This window comes from Elongatibacter sediminis, from assembly GCF_037892215.1.
In the GTDB taxonomy this organism is placed as follows: Bacteria; Pseudomonadota; Gammaproteobacteria; order Xanthomonadales; family SZUA-36; genus Elongatibacter; species Elongatibacter sediminis.
The window spans coordinates 231594-246447 of the sequence record NZ_JAZHOG010000004.1 but is presented as its reverse complement, the minus strand read 5'-3'; the positions used below and the strand labels follow the sequence as shown (position 1 = coordinate 246447).

General features: G+C 60.1%; 15 protein-coding genes. 7 read left to right on the top strand and 8 right to left on the bottom strand.

Annotated features, from left to right (window positions below; genetic code table 11):
- Window positions 1-9: 9 nt before the first annotated feature.
- From hslO to efp, 5 genes are read right to left on the bottom strand one after another with little or no spacing between them, the layout of a single operon-like run.
- Window positions 10-885: an Hsp33 family molecular chaperone HslO gene (gene hslO, locus V3330_RS07950; protein WP_354694869.1), complete on the bottom strand. Its 876-nt coding sequence runs from the start codon at window positions 883-885 to the stop codon at window positions 10-12.
- Between the two features lie 5 nt (window positions 886-890).
- A complete protein-coding gene (locus V3330_RS07945) occupies window positions 891-1577 on the bottom strand; it encodes an HAD-IA family hydrolase (protein ID WP_354694868.1) in 687 nt (228 codons plus the stop codon).
- Window positions 1574-2296 carry a bifunctional 2-polyprenyl-6-hydroxyphenol methylase/3-demethylubiquinol 3-O-methyltransferase UbiG gene (gene ubiG / locus V3330_RS07940; RefSeq protein WP_354694867.1) on the bottom strand — a complete coding sequence of 241 codons (723 nt, stop codon included), beginning with the start codon at window positions 2294-2296 and terminating at the stop codon, window positions 1574-1576. The genes V3330_RS07945 and ubiG overlap by 4 nt, the downstream gene beginning before the upstream one ends.
- On the bottom strand, window positions 2296-3621 hold the full coding sequence (locus V3330_RS07935; protein WP_354694866.1) for a TRZ/ATZ family hydrolase: 1326 nt from the start codon (window positions 3619-3621) through the stop codon (window positions 2296-2298). Before V3330_RS07935 ends, ubiG begins: the two co-directional genes overlap by 1 nt.
- A gap of 37 nt (window positions 3622-3658) precedes the next feature.
- On the bottom strand, window positions 3659-4228 hold the full coding sequence (efp, locus tag V3330_RS07930; protein ID WP_354694865.1) for an elongation factor P: 570 nt from the start codon (window positions 4226-4228) through the stop codon (window positions 3659-3661).
- Between the two features lie 384 nt (window positions 4229-4612).
- Between efp and V3330_RS07925 the strand changes: the two genes are divergently transcribed.
- From V3330_RS07925 to dxs, 7 genes are all read left to right on the top strand, one after another.
- Window positions 4613-6640 (top strand): EAL domain-containing protein, encoded by a 2028-nt coding sequence (locus V3330_RS07925; RefSeq protein WP_354694864.1) that lies wholly within the window; start codon window positions 4613-4615, stop codon window positions 6638-6640.
- A 67-nt stretch (window positions 6641-6707) separates the two neighbouring features.
- Window positions 6708-7598 (top strand): tRNA glutamyl-Q(34) synthetase GluQRS, encoded by an 891-nt coding sequence (gene gluQRS, locus V3330_RS07920; RefSeq protein ID WP_354694863.1) that lies wholly within the window; start codon window positions 6708-6710, stop codon window positions 7596-7598.
- 63 nt (window positions 7599-7661) lie between these two features.
- Entirely contained in the window at window positions 7662-8618 is a 957-nt protein-coding gene (locus V3330_RS07915) for an acetyl-CoA carboxylase carboxyltransferase subunit alpha (protein WP_354694862.1), read from the top strand.
- A gap of 16 nt (window positions 8619-8634) precedes the next feature.
- The gene (tilS, locus tag V3330_RS07910; protein ID WP_354694861.1) at window positions 8635-10020 is read left to right on the top strand and encodes a tRNA lysidine(34) synthetase TilS; all 1386 of its coding nucleotides are present in this window, start codon (window positions 8635-8637) and stop codon (window positions 10018-10020) included.
- A 31-nt stretch (window positions 10021-10051) separates the two neighbouring features.
- Window positions 10052-10303: an exodeoxyribonuclease VII small subunit gene (gene xseB / locus V3330_RS07905; RefSeq protein ID WP_354694860.1), complete on the top strand. Its 252-nt coding sequence runs from the start codon at window positions 10052-10054 to the stop codon at window positions 10301-10303.
- The gene (locus tag V3330_RS07900) at window positions 10287-11180 is read left to right on the top strand and encodes a polyprenyl synthetase family protein (RefSeq protein WP_354694859.1); all 894 of its coding nucleotides are present in this window, start codon (window positions 10287-10289) and stop codon (window positions 11178-11180) included. The genes xseB and V3330_RS07900 overlap by 17 nt, the downstream gene beginning before the upstream one ends.
- A 33-nt stretch (window positions 11181-11213) precedes the next feature.
- Window positions 11214-13127: a 1-deoxy-D-xylulose-5-phosphate synthase gene (dxs, locus tag V3330_RS07895; protein WP_354694858.1), complete on the top strand. Its 1914-nt coding sequence runs from the start codon at window positions 11214-11216 to the stop codon at window positions 13125-13127.
- Here dxs and V3330_RS07890 read toward each other — a convergent pair.
- Genes V3330_RS07890 through V3330_RS07880 form a run of 3 tightly spaced genes read right to left on the bottom strand, consistent with a single transcriptional unit; the run spans window position 13118 to window position 14837 of the window.
- Complete coding sequence (locus tag V3330_RS07890) at window positions 13118-13750, bottom strand: alpha-ketoglutarate-dependent dioxygenase AlkB family protein (protein ID WP_354694857.1); 633 nt, start codon at window positions 13748-13750, stop codon at window positions 13118-13120. The two genes, dxs and V3330_RS07890, sit on opposite strands and share 10 nt — an antisense overlap.
- Window positions 13714-14337, bottom strand: coding sequence for a DUF2238 domain-containing protein (locus V3330_RS07885; protein ID WP_354694856.1), 624 nt, complete (start codon window positions 14335-14337; stop codon window positions 13714-13716). Before V3330_RS07885 ends, V3330_RS07890 begins: the two co-directional genes overlap by 37 nt.
- Before the next feature lie 44 nt (window positions 14338-14381).
- Window positions 14382-14837, bottom strand: coding sequence for a universal stress protein (locus tag V3330_RS07880; RefSeq protein ID WP_354694855.1), 456 nt, complete (start codon window positions 14835-14837; stop codon window positions 14382-14384).
- Window positions 14838-14854 lie beyond the last annotated feature (17 nt).

Sequence of the window (14854 nt, the reverse complement as noted above, 5' to 3'; positions counted from 1 at the left end):
GGTGGTTGTTCAGTGCAGCTCCGGGGTCCCGCTGCCCCCGGCGCGAACCCCCCTGAACAAAGCCACCGTATCGACCGCATCGAATACATAGCCTTTCCCGCAATGCTCGCAATCGACTTCGATCTGGCCGCGTTCCTCGAGCAGACTCATGATGTCGTCTCGCCCAAGCGCCTTCAACACATTCCGCACCCGGGGCTTTGAACACCGGCAGCGAAATTCCAATCGGGAAGGTTGGAACAGACGAACATCCTCTTCGCCAAACAACCGGCGAACGATAGCACCTGACCCGAGATTCAACACTTCTTCTGCCGTGATGCTCGAAGCCAGGGTGGTCAGGCGGTTCCATGCATCCTCGTCGGTCAGGCGACCGGGAACGCGCTGCAACAGCAACCCGCCGCAACGATGCTCATCTGCAAACAGCCTCAGGAAGGTCGCCAATTGTTCGGATTGACGAAAATAAGCTTCCAGCGCCGGACCAATGCCACCCGAACCCATTTCCACGATCCCCTGGTAGGTTGACCCGCCCTTCCCTGCTTCCAGTTGGACGGCAAGAAGCGCGCCTTCCAGATCGGACGGGTGGATGGCGCCATCTGAGCGCACCAGGCCGCGCAGGAAACCCGTGTTGGAGCATTGGGCCTGAAGCAGGCGCAGCGAACCGGACGACTGGATCTGGACGCCGAGCGAACTGCTGGATTTCCGGTCAGCGATCAACAGTGCCGCTGCAACCAGCGCCTGGCCAAGCAACTCACGGGCGGACTGATGCGGCTGAGATCGTGACAGAACCGCCCGCCAGCTGTCTTCAAGGCGCACGACACGACCCAGCACCGGCTCGGACTCGAACACGAACCCCTGGGCGAAATCCTTGAAAGTGTCCGGCGCCTCCACCCCCGTCAGCTCCTGGCCGTTTCCGTAGCCGGGCCACGCTTGGCCTCCAGAAAGGCCTGCAAGACCCGCGGATGCTCCACGATCAGACTGTCACCGACCAGAACCTCATTGAATTTTCCCGAACCATAGCCGTACATGATGGCCGCGACCGATGTTCCGGCTGCCCGGCCCGCCTCCAGATCGCGCACATCATCGCCGGCGAACAGCGCCTGCGCCGGACGTACATCCAAATCCTCGCAGGCACGCAGAACCGGTGCGGGATGCGGTTTGGTCTGCGCAAGGGTATCGCCACAGATCACGCATCCGGCGCGATCCGCGAGTCCCGCCGCCTGCAGGACGGGATGGGTCAGTCGCTCGTGCTTATTGGTCACGATGCCCCATGGCACGTCATTGGCATCGAGATAATCCAGCAGTTGGGGAATTCCCTCATACAAACTCGAATTCTCAAAACTGTGGCGGGCATATTGCTCCAAAAACGCCTGCTTCCAGTCTTCCAGTTGTCGAGAATCGGCGGGCGGCATACCGGCACTCAGCAATCCCGCCGCGCCCTCGGCGGCATGTACGGCAAACTGTCCCACATCGACCGGAGCCAGCCCTTCCCGACCACGTAACCAGTTCAACGCGCCAACGAGATCCGGCGCGGAATCGATCAGGGTGCCATCGAGATCGAACAGCAGCGCGGAAATAATCATTGATCGTGTGGGCGCTGGAGGTGGGCGAGGTAGTTGATCCGAACATGACCGCCGGTCCTGACCGTGCGCGACACCGGCTCGTAGTGCAGTCCGGTGATATCGCGCACCCGCAAGCCCGCCTGGCGTGCCGTGGCAGCCAGTTCCGACGGACGAATGAACCGGTCGTATCGATGTGTTCCCCGCGGCAACAGCCGCGCGACGTACTCGGCACCAACGATCCCCAGGAGAAAAGCCGGAATGGTTCTGTTGAGCGTTGAAACGAACACGTGACCGCCCGGTTTGACCCGCGTCGCGATGGCCCGGATGACGGACCGGGGATCGGGGACATGTTCCAGCATTTCCATGCAGGTTATGACATCAAAAGAGGCTGGACTCTGTTCAGCGAACTCTTCAATGGTTGACTGCCTGTAGTCCACGTCCAATCCTGACTCGAGCAGGTGCAAGCGGGCCACAGCCAGAACCGAAGGCGCGATGTCCAGGCCCGTGACTTTCGCCCCCTGGCGGGCAAGCGCTTCGGCCAGTATCCCACCCCCGCAACCTACGTCGAGCACCGTACGACCATCGAGCGCGACACGTTCAGCCACGTAGCGCAATCGCGCAGGATTCAGGTCATGCAGCGGCCGAAATGGTCCCGCAGGGTCCCACCAGGCCGCCGCTTCATTGTCGAACCGCAAACGCTCCGACTCATCGAGATTGGTGGGGCGCTGATCTACCATCATCAGGCCACCGTACGTCCGGCGGCGATTCGCCGACCCCAGTTCACAGCCCGGGCCAGCACGTCGGCCTCATCCAGAGTGCACAAAGAGCCGCCCTTCATCAGCCGACGCCCGGCGACCCAGACATCGCTGAACTGCGCGCTGGCCGCGGAATAAATGATCGCAGAGACGACGTCATGCACCGGCAGGGTGCGGGCCTGATTCAGATCCAACGCCACCAGGTCGGCTGCCTTGTCGGCTTCGATGGAACCGACAGTATCCTCGATGCCCAGCGCATGGGCCGCATTGATGGTGAGCATTTCAAGCGTCGTAAAGGCATCGGGTTGCGTCGCATCGTTCGAGATTCCCTTGGCCAGCAGCGCCGCGGCGCGGGCCTCAGCCAGCAGGTCGAGGTCATTGTTGCTGGCTGCTCCGTCGGTGCCAATGCACAGGTTTATCCCGGCCTCCAGGAGCTCAACCAGAGGACAGATTCCACTCGCAAGTTTCAGATTTGATTCGGGGCAATGCACGATATTGACGTGATGCTGAGCCAGCGTCTCGATATCTGAAGACTCCAGCTGTGTCATGTGTACCGCCAACAAACGCTCGTCGAGCAGACCATTCGCGTCCAAGCGTTCGAGGGGTGACTTTCCGTACTGCTCCAGGGACTGTTGGACTTCCCAAGCGGTCTCGAGCAGGTGCATGTGAACCGGCATTTGCTGTGTGGCGGAATACGTCGCGATGCGTTCGAGGGTCGGGTCCCCCACCGTATATGGCGCATGTGGCGCCAGGCTGAACTGCAGCCTGGAATGCGAGGCGTAGGATTCGGCAAGCTGCATGCCACGGGCAAAACAGTCATCAACCGTTTCAGCCCAGGCAGTCGACATTTCGATGATGGGCAGACCAATACACGCCCGCATTCCAGCGGAATCGGCTGCGGCTGCGATGGCATCGGGAAAGAAATAATTTTCGTTGAAGCAGGTCGTGCCGGCCCGAATCATTTCTACGATAGCCAATCGGGAGCCGTCCGCGACGAATTCCGGAGATACGAAACGGGCTTCGAGCGGCCAGATGTCCTCCCGCAGCCATGACTGCATATCCCTGTCATCCGCGTAGCCTCGCAAAAGGGTCATCGGCGAATGCGTGTGCATGTTGATCAGACCAGGCAGGAGTACGTGATGACCGAGATTGACTTCCCGCACACCCTGAAAGCGCGACTGCGCTACCTTTGTCGGCAGGAGTGCTGTGATTCGACCCCGCTCGATGACGACCGAGTGCTGCTCGAACACGGTACCGCGCGGCCGCACGGGCACGACCCAGGCCGCGTTCAGGAGGACGGTTTCCGTCACCGGCCGCCGCTCATACCGAAATCGCCATCCGGGTCATTCAATCTTTCACCCGGGAAACGTACTCGCCGGTCCGGGTATCGACCCGAATGACTTCATCGTTGTTGACGAACAAGGGTACCCGCACGGTCGCGCCGGTTTCCAGGGTCGCCGGCTTGCCGCCACCACCGGACGTATCGCCGCGCACACCCGGATCCGTCTCGACAATCCTCAACTCGGTGAAGTTCGGTGGGGTCACACTCAGAGGCTCACCGTTGTAAAGCATCATCAGGCAGATATCTTCTTCCTTCAGCCACAGGGTCGCGTCTCCCATTCGTTCCTTGGCACACGCGTGCTGATCGAAGGTATCCTGATCCATAAAGTGCCAGAACTCGCCATCGTTATACAGGTACTGGACATTCAATTCGAAGATGTCAGCGGCTTCCACCGATTCGCCGGACCGGAAGGTGCGCTCGATCACTCGGCCGCTCTTCAGGTTCCGTACTTTTACGCGGTTGAAGGCCTGCCCTTTTCCCGGTTTAACGAATTCGTTTTCCACGATGGTGTACGGATCGCCATCCAGGATGATCTTCAATCCACCGCGAAATTCATTGGTGCTGTACGTCGCCATCCCTTCCTCCACAATCCACGTTTCATGACCCGGAACGGTCGGGCAACCTCATTCCGGGCAAAACGCCCATTCTATCGCGAATCGCCCCATTGATTCACACAAACCTGGCCGCCGTGGGCCACAACCAGAACCGTTTCGCGAAACACATTTCGCATAATAGTGTTTGCACCATTCCGTGATCTTCTTCGGCACCTGTCCCCGCCACCGTATTTGAGCCCGAATCAGTGCGAGCGCTGTCAAATTTCGCTCCATTCGTCCATAATCGATCGGGCAACTGCACAATCAGATTGGAACAGGAATTCTAGAAAACCCCTATAATTAATTGATTCCAACTGATAAGTCGTGTAAAAATCCCCAAGGAAAAGGGGTTGGAGATCTTTAGCTATGGAAAGCGCGAACCTGCTCGTCGTCGACCGTTCCCCCGAATGCGCGGAACACGTCAATTCCCTGCTTCGTAACTCCGGAATTAAAATTCACGTAATACACACCTCCAAAGCAGCGGAGGTCAAGCGCGCGATCGATCAGACACGACCGCTGCTGGTGCTTTTCCGTCAACCGGATGAAAAACTCGCGAGCCTGGAAGAGATCAGCGCCCTGACCCAGGATTTGGGCATTCCACTGGCTTTGTACATTGACCTGGAAGATCCCGACTCCCTGCTCCGGCACCTGCACGCCACCGCCTGCCTGGTTATTCATTCCGGCGACGAATCCCTGCTCACCGGGACTGTCCGGCGCCTGATGATCCGTTCGAGCGAGAGCAGTCAGTTTCTCATTCAGAAATCCCGGCTCGAAGAACTCGAGCATCGATATGACCTTTTGCTGGACAGTTCCCGCGAAGCCATCGCCTACATCCACGAAGGCCTGCATGTGTACGCCAATCGCGCATACCTCGAAGCACTGCACGTCGAATCGGCAGAAGAAATCAACGGTATCTCCCTGTTGGAAATGATGAAACTGGAACAAGGCGACCTGAAGAAGCTGCTTCGTGGCCTGTCCAAAGGCGACTTTCCCGATCAGGGCGTCGCGGTCGCGGTACACCGGCCTGACGGCTCGGAATTCGATGCGACACTCACGTTCTCCGCCGCACGTTTCAACGGTGAAGATTGCATTCAAATGATGGTCCAGGAATCGAATGAAGCCGCCGAACTGGTCGCTGAACTCGAACGGCTGCGAGTCATGGACCCTGTCACCAAGCTCGGAAACAAAAGAGCACTCGTCGATCGGGTCAAGACGGGGCTTGAGGATTCACCCACAAGCGGCAAGGTTTCCGCCGTCCTGTACATCGAACCGGATGGCATGTCCGATCTGAACGATGAACTCGACGTCGCACACATGGACGAATTCCTGGTCGAACTGGCCGGCGTGCTGGTCGGCGCAGCCGACGAAAACGACTTTGCGGCACGGGTCAGCGATCACGGTTTCGCACTGCTCGCTACCCGTCCGAACATGGAAGCAATGGAGGCCTGCGCACAGCAAATCCTGGATGCCTTCGCCCGGCACCTGACCGAACTGGGAGACCGCTCGTTCACGGTGACTTGCAGTATTGGCATCGCGACCCTTGGACGTTTGGCAAAAGATGCCACTGCAGTCATTGCCGGTGCCCGCCGCGCCCAATTGGAGGCGGCACAGAAAGGCAATGCCTACATCACTTTCCGACCGCAGTTGACTGCGGTGACCAGCTTCGAAGACGACCGTCAGTGGGTCGATCGCATCCGTTTCGCATTGGGCAACGGGGATTTCTACGCGGTGCAACAGCCCATTGTCGATCTCGACGGGGAGGGAGACCATCTGGTCGAAAATTTCGTCTACATGCGCGACGAAGCTGGAGACCTACCGCCCAGCGAATACCTGGCAATCGCGGACCGCAATGATCTGGCCGGCCAGGTCGATCGAATCATCATTCCTGGATTGTTGAAGGGCTTCGCGGAATCGAGCGATCGTCAAATTATCAATCTGAGCACGAACTCAGTGCTCGATTATGCCTTCCCAGCCTGGTTTACCGAGCAGGTATCAAGCCATTGCACTGACGGCGAACGAATTATTCTTCAGATCGGCGCGGCCAGTGCGCACAGCAACCTGAAGCCCACGCAGAGGTTGATGCAGGAGCTTGCGTCACTGGGCTGCCATTTCTCCATAGCGGATTTTGGAACCGAAGTCCGGCATCAACAGACCCTTGAGCACCTCGAAGCGAAATACGTGAAACTCCACCGGTCCTTCACTGAGAATCTGACGACGAATTCCGCCAACCAGGAAGCGATCCGCGCCATCGTGGACGGCGCCGAAGAACGCGGCGCGATCGTTATCGCGGACGAAGTCGCCGACACGCCCAGCCTGGCCATCCTGTGGCAATGTGGTGTCAAGCTGATCGCGGGCGCGTTTCTCAAGGAAAACTCGCAGGTGGTCGGGCAGTAAGAGCCGACCGCCCGAACCAACCTCCAGGTCAGCGATTGCCCCGTTAATTGCAGTAAACTGCGGCGCCATGGGGCGTCACCATCACATTCACTATGTTGGGCGATTCGCGCCCTCCCCGACCGGTGACCTGCATTTCGGCTCACTGGTGGCCGCCCTGGCCAGCTACCTCGAAGCCCGACGACATCACGGTGACTGGTTGATACGCATTGAGGATCTCGACCCTCCCCGAGTGGTCAGCGGGAGCGCTGAGCGCATTGTCACTGATCTGGCCCGGTTCGGCATGACCTCGGACCGGCCCATTGTTTTCCAAAGCGAACGGTTTGCGGCGTATGCGGAGGCCATCCAGTCTCTGCTGGCCAACGGACTGGCCTATTGGTGCGGATGCTCGCGCCGTGATCTCAACGCGGACGGCTCCTATCCCGGAACCTGCGCGAACGGATTGCCGCCCGGCCGCAAACCACGCGCCGTCCGACTGCGTGTTCCGGCCGAACGGGTACGGTTCGTCGATCGAATACAGGGGCCGGTTAGCTGCGATTTGTCCGTTGCCGGCGATTTCGTCATCCGCCGCGCCGATGGTCTGGCCGCTTACCAACTCGCCGTAGCACTCGATGATGCATTTCAGGGCATCACGGACGTGGTTCGAGGTGCCGACCTGCTCGATTCTACCGCCCGCCAGATTCATGTGCTGAGCTGCCTCGGGCTGCCTGCGCCCGATTACGCGCACGTTCCGGTGGTGATGGGCGCGGACGGCGGAAAACTGAGCAAGAGCACTGCATCTGACCCCGTACGCTCGGGTGAGGAAATCCATGCGCTGCGCGCCGCTCTCGAATTTCTGGGACACCCGCCTCCGCTTGTGGACTTTGAATCGACCTGGGCCTGGGCGCTGGAAAACTGGACCATCAAACAGGTGCCGGCGAGACCACCCGGTCCGACCGGTCTCTGGGGCGCTGACGGCTGATCCATACACAGCCCCGATTGCCCGGCACGTTATAATGCGCTCACCGCACGCCGAGAACACACCATGAACCCGAACTTTCTCGATTTTGAGCAGCCCATTGCCGAACTGCAGGCAAAAATCGACGAACTCCGGAACGTCGGTTCCGACAATGCCATCAATCTCGACGAAGAGATTCAACGGCTGCAGTCGAAAATGCAGCAGAAAATCGAAAACATTTTCAACAACCTGTCGCCCTGGCAGGTGTCCCAGATCAGCCGGCACCCGTTACGCCCCTACTCTCTGGATTACATCGAGAAAATTTTCGACGAATTCCATGAGTTGCACGGAGACCGGGCGTTCGCGGATGACCACGCCATCGTCGGCGGACCAGCCCGGTTCAGGGATCGAGCCGTGATGTTCATCGGCCAGCAGAAGGGTCGTGACACCAAAGCGAAAGTCTTTCGCAACTTCGGCATGCCCCGCCCGGAAGGCTACCGCAAAGCTTTGCGGCTGATGCATATGGCCGAGCGTTTTCGTCTGCCTCTCATTACGTTCATCGATACTCCCGGCGCCTACCCGGGTGTGGGCGCGGAAGAACGGGGTCAGTCTGAAGCCATTGCCCGCAATCTCTCAGTAATGGCTCGTCTGCAGGTTCCCATTGTCTGCACGATCATCGGGGAAGGCGGTTCCGGTGGCGCACTGGCCATTGGTGTCGGTGATCGCGTCAATATGCTCCAGTACAGCACTTACTCGGTGATATCTCCGGAAGGCTGCGCGTCGATCCTGTGGAAGGACGCGAGTAACGCCGAAGAAGCCGCCACCGCACTGGGGATAACTTCCGATCGCCTGAAATCGCTGGGCCTGATCGACGAAATCATCCCGGAACCCCTGGGCGGCGCGCACAAGCAACCCGACGAAGTCGCCGATCGCATCGCGGACTGCATCGAAAGCCAGCTGGACGAACTCTGCGCGGTGGAGTCGTCCAGTCTGCTCGAAGAGCGCTATCAACGTCTGCTCTCTTTCGGCAAGTTCCAGGACTGAACTGCGGCAGGACATCGTGAATCGGGCTGCCGAAGGCTTCAACGGCGAACGCCTGTTAGCACGCCTCCATGACCTGCCGCGCGCGCACCGCTATCTGGTCGGGTTCAGCGGCGGGGCGGATTCCAGCGCCCTGCTGGCGGCGTTACATGAGCTGGGTGACCGATGTCCGGCGACAGTCAGCGCCGTTCATTTCAATCATGGTCTGCACGAAAATGCCGGGAAATGGAAAACTCATTGCGAAGCCTTCTGCGCGCATCGCGGAATTCCGATCCGTGTTGAAAACCTCGACATCGATGTCCCGCCGGGGCGCAGCCCCGAGACTCGGGCCCGCGCGGAGCGATACCGGGTGGTCACGACGCTGATGGAGGCCGGCACGGTCTACCTCACGGCCCACCAGCAGAATGACCGGGCCGAAACCCTGTTGCTCAATCTGCTGCGCGGCAGTGGTCTGGACGGAATCGCTTCCATCCCCAAATTGCGCCCACTGGGTAGCGGCTGGGTGGCCCGCCCAATGCTGAATGTTACCCGTTCGGAAATCGAATCGTACCTCAGGGACCGCAACATCGAGTGGATCGAGGACCCGTCGAATCGGGACACTTCCCTGGACCGCAATTTTCTACGCCACGAAGTATTGCCCCTGCTGCACACCCGTTGGCCAGGATTACCAGGCAGCCTGTCGCGAACGGCGCAGCATGCCCGTGAAACCCTGGATACGCTCAACGACGATCTCGCCACGCGGTTTGGCAAAAGGCTCGTTGACCCTTATACGTTCGAAATTTCCGGACTTTCCGCGTTGCCACGGGTGTACGCGGCCTTGCTCCTGCGCCAGTGGATTCGCGAACGTGACCTGTTGCCACCGCCGGAGCGCCGCCTCAGCGAATTTCTGGATCAGCTTACCGGTCGTGCGTCCCCCGACTCGGCACCCGAGCTTCGCTGGGCCGGCTGGCAAATCAAACGGCATGGCAGCCTCCTGTGGCTGCACCCCATCGCCTATCCTGCTTCCTGCCCGGAAAGAAAGTGGGACGGCAGCGGACAGCTCGAACTGAACCCGGATTTCGGAACATTGAGCGTTGACGCGGCGATATCCTGCAAACACCGATTTCGCGTGGGACCCCGCCGGGCCGGGCCCGGACTTCAGATTTCACCGGGCGGACCCCGACGAAAGCTCAAGGAACTGATGCGCGAACAGGGTATTCCGCCCTGGTTGCGGAACGCCGTGCCAGTGCTGTACCGGGAGGATGAGCCGCTGGCGATCGGGGACTGGACCCTGTCTCACACCTGGCGGACCCTGCTGAGCGAAAAACACTCCGTCTATCGGTGGAAGCCGCGGGACGAACTGCTGATGAAATTGCGTGCGGCCTGCCATCAGCCCACAATTGACCGGTCGGGTACGCTGAGTTAGTGTCGCCTGCGCCCGCTCCCCAGGATTTGCCATGAACACCGAAACAAAGACCGGACCCGAACAGAAACCCGACTTCGAGGAAGCCTTGCAAGAGTTGGAGGATCTCGTCGCAAGCCTGGAATCCGGAGATCTCAGTCTCGACGACTCGTTGAAACACTTCAAACGCGGTGTCGAATTGACCCGCATGTGCCAATCCATACTCGACGACGCACAGCAGACCATAGACATGCTGGACCAGGAAGTCGACTCGACCGCGCCGCAAGCCTTTGACGACGACGACTGACATCGAAGGTCAGTTGAATCGCTGGCGCGACCGTCTGAACCGTTTCCTCGAACAGGTCCTGCCACCGAACGACACGCCGCCCTGCCGGCTGCACGAAGCCATGCGCTACTCCGCGTTGGCCGGAGGCAAGCGAATTCGGCCCATGCTCACCTACGCCTCCGGACATGCGTTCGCGGTTACGCCCGCGGGACTCGACGCCATCGCCTGTGCCATCGAGTTCATTCACGCCTACTCCCTGATTCACGACGATCTGCCCGCGATGGACGATGATGAGCTGCGCCGGGGCAGGCCCACCTGTCACCTGGCATTTGGCGAAGCCACGGCAATTCTGGCAGGAGACGCACTACAGGCATTGGCTTTCAAGACCCTGGCCTCCTGCACCGCCATTCCGCCCGAGCCACGCTGCCGACTGGTCGCCAGCCTGGCCGAAGCCTGCGGTTCGACCGGAATGGCCGGTGGGCAGATGCTGGATCTGGGCGTGACCGGTCGCAACGCCGACCTGCAGGAACTCAAGCAGATTCATCGTCTGAAGACCGGAGCCCTGATTCGTTATTCAATCACCGCGGCCGCTGAACTGGGCACTCGGGACTCCGCTGAGCACGATCGGCTGACCCGGTTCGGTGACTGTGTCGGACTGGGATTCCAGATCCGGGACGACATTCTGGACGTGACCGGCGACGCGACACTGACCGGCAAGGCGGCCCACGCCGACGCGGCCCGCAACCAACCGACGTTTCCCGCCCTCATCGGGGTGGACGAATCAACCCGTGCCGCGGAAAGCCTGCTGGACGAAGCGCTGGACTGCCTGAGCGCCATTGATGGCGATACCCGCCCCCTCGCGTGGCTGGCCAGCTACATGATTCGCCGCGATCGTTAGCCTGCGGTCCGTACCAGCGCTAGAATACACTACATGAACGCAACGAAATTTCCGCTCCTCAGCCAGGTGACCGCGCCACCCGACCTGCGCCAGTTGGACGAAGCCCGGTTACCCGAATTCGCCCATGAACTGCGGCAATACCTGATTGAATCGGTCGCCACCAGTGGTGGGCACTTCGGAGCGGGACTGGGTTGCGTTGAATTGACCGTCGCCCTGCACTACCTGTATGACACACCACACGACAGGATTGTCTGGGACGTCGGCCACCAGGCCTATCCACACAAGATTCTGTGTGGACGAGCCGACCGTATCACCACCATCAAGAAACGCAGCGGGCTGGCACCCTTCCCGAAACGGACGGAGAGCCCCTACGACACCTTCGGCACGGGCCATTCCTCGACTTCGATCAGCGCCGCCCTCGGCATGGCCGTCGCCGCCCGTGCACAGGGAGAAAACCGGCGGTGTGTTGCCGTCATCGGAGATGGCGCCATGACCGCCGGCATGGCCTATGAAGCCCTCAATCACGGCGGTGATCTGGACAGTGACATTCTGGTGGTTCTGAATGAAAACCAGATGTCCATTTCTCCCAACGTCGGTGCGCTGACCAAGATGCTCGGACGCCTGATGAGCGGACCGACGGTCACGGGACTGCGTGAGCGCAGCAAGCAGATCATGCAGAGGGATTCACGAACCTGGAGGTTCATGAGTCGCTGGGAAGAGCACATCAAGGGCATGGTGATGCCCAGCACGCTGTTCGAAGAACTGGGTTTCAATTATCTCGGCCCCATCGACGGCCACGACCTGCCGACCCTGGTGCGCACAATCCGCACGGTACGGGACATCAAGGGTCCCAATCTGCTTCATATCATCACGTCCAAAGGCAAAGGTTACGAGCCGGCGGAGAAGGATCCGGTCAGATACCACGCTGTGGGGCCGTTCGACCCCAGCAAAGGTGTCGACACATCGGCCGGTACACCACCCGGCCCACCAACCTACACCGAGGTATTCGGACAGTGGTTATGCGACATGGCCGAGAAGGATCCCTCTTTGCTGGCGATCACTCCGGCCATGCGGGAAGGCTCCGGCATGGTGGAATTTCACCGGCGCTTCCCGGACCGGTATTTCGATGTCGGCATCGCGGAACAGCACAGCGTCACCCTGGGTGCCGGCATGGCCTGCGAATCAGCCCATCCGGTCGTTGCCATTTACAGTACATTCCTGCAGCGCGCATACGACCAGCTCATTCATGATGTCGCCCTGCAGAACCTGCCCGTCCTGTTCGCTATCGACCGCGCAGGCCTTGTCGGACCGGACGGACCCACCCATGCAGGCAGCTTCGATCTGAGCTTCCTGCGCTGCATTCCCAACATGCTGGTCATGGCACCCGCCGACGAGAACGAGTGCCGCCTGATGCTGACCACGGGATTTCGCCATGCGGGGCCGGCCGCCGTTCGCTATCCCCGCGGAAAGGGACCGGGCACCCGCATCGAAGCGGGGCTGGATACTCTGCCGGTTGGCAAGGCCGACCGCATCCGGTCAGGACAGGGAGTCGCAATGCTGGCGTTCGGCAGCATGGTTCAACCATGCCGCGAGATCGCCGACCGTTGGGACGAGTCGCTGTGGAACATGCGTTTCGTCAAACCTCTGGATCGGGACGCGATTCTGCTGGCAGCGGAACAACACCAGGCGCTGGTGACCATTGAGGAAAACGCGATCGCCGGTGGCGCAGGCAGCGCGGTAAACGAACTGCTCGCCACGGAAGGCGTGCAGATACCGGTTCTCAATCTGGGCCTGGAAGATCACTTCATCGAGCACGGAAGCCGCGAAGAATGCCTCAAGGCCGCCGGTCTCGACGCGGCGGGCATCGATGCCAGGATCAGCCGTTTTTGCGATCAACGCGGGTTGAGCCGATCACCCTCCGCCGAAACCGCACAGGCTCATGCCTGACGGACGTGACGGAACGTCAGATTGATGCGTAACCCCACCGGACGTGCAGTCCGGGGCACAGCGTGGCGATAACGCGACTGGGCATCGCCGCGCATGACCAGCAGACTGCCGTGTTCGAGATCCATCGGTGTACTCGGCCCACCGTTTCCCCGACGAATCAGGAACCGACGAGTCGCGCCCAGACTGAGCGATGCAATCGTCGGCACGGGCCCGAGTTCGGGTTCGTCATCGGCGTGCCACCCCATGCAATCCCGGCCATCGCGGTAGGCGTTGACCAGAACGGAATTGAAGCTTTGTTCCAATTCCCGCTGCAGGCTGTCTTTGAGCTCCGCCAGGCGGCGTGGCCAGGAATCCGGCTCCAGATCGAGGCCGCTGTAACGATATCGGGCACCGGCATCGCCGAACCAGGCGGTCAGACGCGGCTGCAGAACTCGCCTGCCGAACATGACAATGGGATCCTGGTGCCAGACCACGCCACGCCACAGGTATTGCAGAAGCCCGTCCGCATGGTCCCGCCCCAGAAATCCCGGACGGTACTCGAACGTCTCGGGTCCGATCTGCTGCTCTACGACTGGCCGGTCGGTTATCACGCTCCGAGAGCGGCAATCTGCCGATCGTGCCATCGGGCCAGCAGAATCAGCGCCGCACTCGCGCCCAGCAAGGCGAAGAACATGTCACTTTGCGTATCCCAAACATAGCCCTGGGTTCCGAGGAAGGATTCAGCGGCCTGCTGGCTGATGAGGGCCACCCACCATTCGATGAGTTCGTACAACGCGCTGAATGCCAGACACACACTGATGACGAACAGGCTGAGCCAGCCCCGGCGCGCCAGCACCCGGTTGCGGATCAGTATCTCGCGAGCCACGATGGCCGGGATGAAACCCTGGGCCAGATGCCCGAGCTTGTCGTAATTGTTGCGCGAACCGTCGGTGATCTCACGTAACCAATCACCTGCAGGAACTTCCGCATAGGTGTAATGCCCTCCGACCATGAGAATGACGGCGTGAATCAGAATCAGGGTATATGCGAGCGGCGTAAGCGGAAATCGATTCCGGGTGGCACCGAGAATCAGTAAAGCCAACAACGCCGGGCTGACTTCAAGCCACCACGTCGGGTAGTCGTGCGGTTTCCAGGCCGACCAGACCAAAACCGCGAAAAACACGGTCAGCCAAGCCATCGGTGCCGGAGAATCGAACCGTTTTCCGGCCATGATGCAGGCGCTTCAGACTTCGGTCATGACGACGTGAACCGGCCTTAATCGGCCTCTTCCAGAATACGGACTGCCAGCACATCGCAACAGCAACCATGCAAAACCGAGTTCGCAGTGGACCCGAGCAGTAACTGCACGCCCTTTTGACCATGCGTGCCAAGCACGACCAGGTCGATGTCGGCCTCTTCGGTGAATCGATGGATTTCGCGGGCGGGCACGCCGTTGAGAAAATGACGTTGTGCCTCGGGCACGCCGAATTCTTCACCCAGAACTTTCAATTTGCCCTCGAGTTCCTTCTTGAGGTTTTCCTCGACCTCGTCCATTCCCACGAAAACCGGACCGTAAGGAACCACACCCATGTAGACGGAGTCCATAGGTTCCTGAACATAGACGAGATGCACCTCGGAACCATCGGAGGCCACATCCATCGCACGGCGGATTATGATGTTCGATTCATTGCTGAGGTCGACGGCGACGGCGATTTTGCGATATCCGGACATGCAGTTCTCCCGTGGTT